Here is a 3,140-nt window from a genome sequence, read left to right as displayed (position 1 = left end):
CGCCGTAAAGGCGGAGCGGAAGCAGGAGTTTGGGCAGGGCACCTCCCCTCGTGGACATCACGATCCCGGTGCGGGACGTCACCACCCGCACGGACGACGGCGCCAGGTGCGCCTCCGCTTCCCACCGCCGGCAGATGTCGGCGAGGACCGAGTTTCCGGAAGCGGAGGACTCGGTGAGGATCTCGTCACCACGGTCACCGTAGTAGTTTGACCCCGATTGGCTGAGGAACACCGCGGGCGGGTTCTCCGCGCGCGCCATTGCATCAACCAGTGTCCTGGTGGGATTGAGCCTGGAGGAGTAGAGGATCTCCTTGTAGCTGCGCGTCCAGGGCCGTCCCGCGATACCGGCGCCGGAAAGATTTACCACCGCGTCGGCTTCCTCGATGGCCGACAGGTCGATCTCTCCTCGCGAGGGATCCCAGTAGGTTTCGTCGGGGCCGGAAGGCTTACGCCGGACGAGTCGGTGGACGTCATGGGTCCCGCGGAGTTGCTGAACCAGTGCCGTACCGATGGTGCCGGATGCTCCGGCGATGAGGATGCGCATGGAACCATCGAACCACCCCGGGTGCCATCCGGGAAACGGCTGTCAGCAGGCGCGACCGTTGGGAGGGCCCTCCTCGGGTTCCCGACAGGAACAGCGGGCCGGGATTCCAGATCCCGACCCGCTGTTCCTGATCCTGCTTCCTACGACTCCAGGGTCGCCCTGAGCGAGATATCCTTCACCGCGGCAAGGGCCTGGGACACGGGGCACCCTTCCTTCGCATCGTTGGCGAGGCGCTGGAAATCGTCCTCGGACAGGCCGGGGACGCGTGCGCTGAGCGTCAGGCGAATGGCAGTGATGCCCTTGCCCGGTACGAAGTCGACCTCGGCATGTGTTTCGAGTCGGTCCGGGGTCTTGCCCTCCTCGCCCAGTGCGAGGCTGAAGGCCATGGAGAAGCACGCCGAATGCGCCGCAGCGATGAGCTCCTCCGGGCTGGTCTTTCCGCCCGACTCTTCCGCGCGGGCCTTCCAGGTGACGTCATAGGTCCCAAGGCCCGATGAGTCAAGGCTCACCTGACCGGAACCCGTGGGAAGGTCACCCGACCAGACGGCGTGGGCTTTACGAACGGTAGCCATGTTTTCTCCTTGCGTTGACAGTGCGGAAAAGTGCTGCTGGAACTTCCCTACAGGCCGAGGTCGGCCTCGAACGCGCCGGCTTCGAGCCGGGACTTGAGCGTCTGCAGGAACCTGCCCGCATCGGCGCCGTCCACCAGACGGTGGTCGTAGGTCAGGCTGAGGTACATCATGGAGCGGATGGCGATGGTGTCCTCGCCGTCGGCGTCGGTCATCACCACCGGGCGCTTGACAATCGCCCCCGTGCCGAGGATGCCGACCTGTGGCTGGTTGATGATCGGAGTATCGAACAGCGCTCCCACCGACCCGATATTGGTGATGGTGAACGTGCCGCCTGACAGCTCGTCCGGGCCGATCTTCCCGCTGCGGGTGCGCGCACCGACATCGGCGATCTTCTTCGCCAGACCACCCAGGTTGAGGTTCCCCGCATCCCGGATGACCGGAACCAGGAGGCCCTTCTCGGTGTCCACCGCGATCGCGAGGTGCTCGGCGTCGTGGTAGGTCACTTCCTTCTTCTCCTCGTCGAACGAGGCGTTCAGCTTGGCGTGCTGCTTGAGTGCCTCGGTCACCGCCTTGGATATGAAAGGAAGGAAGGTCAGCTTCGCGCCGTTCTGCGCCTGGAACGTGGTTTTCGCCGCGGTGCGCAGGCGCGCGACGCGGGTCATGTCCACCTCGATGACCTGGGTCAGCTGTGCTGAGACCTCGAGTGATTCCCGCATGCGCTTGGCGATGGTCTGGCGGATCCGCGGTGCCTTCTCCACGGTGCCGCGCAGCTTCGAGGGCTCGGCGGCAGGAGCGGCGGGGGCTGAAGGCTGCTGCGGAGCGGCTGGGCCGGACGCGGAGGACTGGGCGGGCGCCGCTTCCTCTGCCTTCCGGGCTTCTGCCGCATCGAGGACGTCCTGCTTGCGGATGCGTCCGCCGACCCCGGTCCCCTTGACCGACGCCAGGTCCACGCTGTTCTGGTTGGCGAGCTTCCGCACCAGGGGAGTGACGTAGGCCGACGCGTCGGAGGACCCGCCGGTCTCGGGCCCGGAGGGCTGCGCGGATTCTTCCGAAGGCTTCGCCGGCGCCTGCGACGGAGCAGCTGGGGCTTCCTGCGCGGGCTCGTCGGGCTCCGACGTCGTGTCGGCGCGCTGGGCCTCCTTCTCGGCTCCAGGCTTCTCCGTCGGTGCATCGCTGCGTTCCTCGGCCGGCGCTGCCGCGACCGGTTCCCCTGACCCGGCTTCGGCTTTCGCAGGGGCGGAGGCGCCCGAGCCGATGACGGCGAGAACTGCACCCACTTCCGCTGTCTCGTCCTCGTTGACGCGGATCTCCTGGAGCTTGCCGGCAACGGGGGAGGGGATCTCGGTGTCGACCTTGTCGGTCGAGACCTCCAGCAGCGGCTCGTCCACCTCGACGTCGTCGCCGACGGCCTTGAGCCAGCGCGTCACCGTACCCTCGGTGACACTCTCGCCAAGTGCGGGAAGGGTCACCTCGGTGCCTTCGGAGCTGCCGCTGTCCGGCGCAGGTTCCGCCGCGGTCTCCTGGGGAGCCGGGGCCTGTTCGTCCTCTGCCGGCTCGGCAGCAGGGGCGGCTTCGGGCTCCGCGGCAGCTTCCTCGGGAGCCGCGCTCCCGGAATCCTCCGCACCGGAGTCACCGGAGTCACCGGAGTCACCGGACCCACCGGACCCGTCGCCGATCCGCACCAGGGGAGCACCTACCTCGGCGGTCTCGTCCTCGGCGACGAGGATTTCCTCGATGACTCCGGCGATCGGTGAGGGAATCTCGGTGTCGACCTTGTCGGTCGAAACCTCGAGCAGCGGCTCGTCAACCTCGACGCGGTCACCGACCTGCTTGAGCCATCGCGTCACGGTACCCTCAGTGACGCTTTCACCGAGAGCGGGTAAGTTCACGGATTCAGACATAGTGTCCCCGTTTCTCCTTATTTAGTTCGATCCTTGGCAGCTGGGCCACCAGCGGTGCCGGATCAGCTGAGGTTGCTGTGGTGCTTTATCTGCGAGCTTAGTCCACCCGCTCCCGGCCGGGCG

The 3,140-nt window shown here is 66.8% G+C and carries 3 protein-coding genes; all 3 read right to left on the bottom strand.

The annotated features are described in order from the left end of the window. Positions 1-544: NAD-dependent epimerase/dehydratase family protein (locus Y705_RS23330; RefSeq protein WP_253908658.1), on the bottom strand; the 544-nt coding region annotated here is incomplete at its 3' end. 140 nt (positions 545-684) lie between these two features. Further along, positions 685-1,116, bottom strand: a complete 432-nt coding sequence (locus tag Y705_RS0115590; protein ID WP_026533525.1) for an OsmC family protein — start codon at positions 1,114-1,116, stop codon at positions 685-687. Between the two features lie 47 nt (positions 1,117-1,163). Further along, positions 1,164-3,017 carry a 2-oxoglutarate dehydrogenase, E2 component, dihydrolipoamide succinyltransferase gene (sucB, locus tag Y705_RS0115585; protein ID WP_026533524.1) on the bottom strand — a complete coding sequence of 618 codons (1,854 nt, stop codon included), beginning with the start codon at positions 3,015-3,017 and terminating at the stop codon, positions 1,164-1,166. Positions 3,018-3,140: the final 123 nt, after the last annotated feature.

Origin of the sequence: Arthrobacter sp. H41, assembly GCF_000520535.1 — a bacterium.
Taxonomy (GTDB): domain Bacteria; phylum Actinomycetota; class Actinomycetes; order Actinomycetales; family Micrococcaceae; genus Arthrobacter_D.
This window is presented reverse-complemented; position numbering and strand designations above follow the sequence as displayed.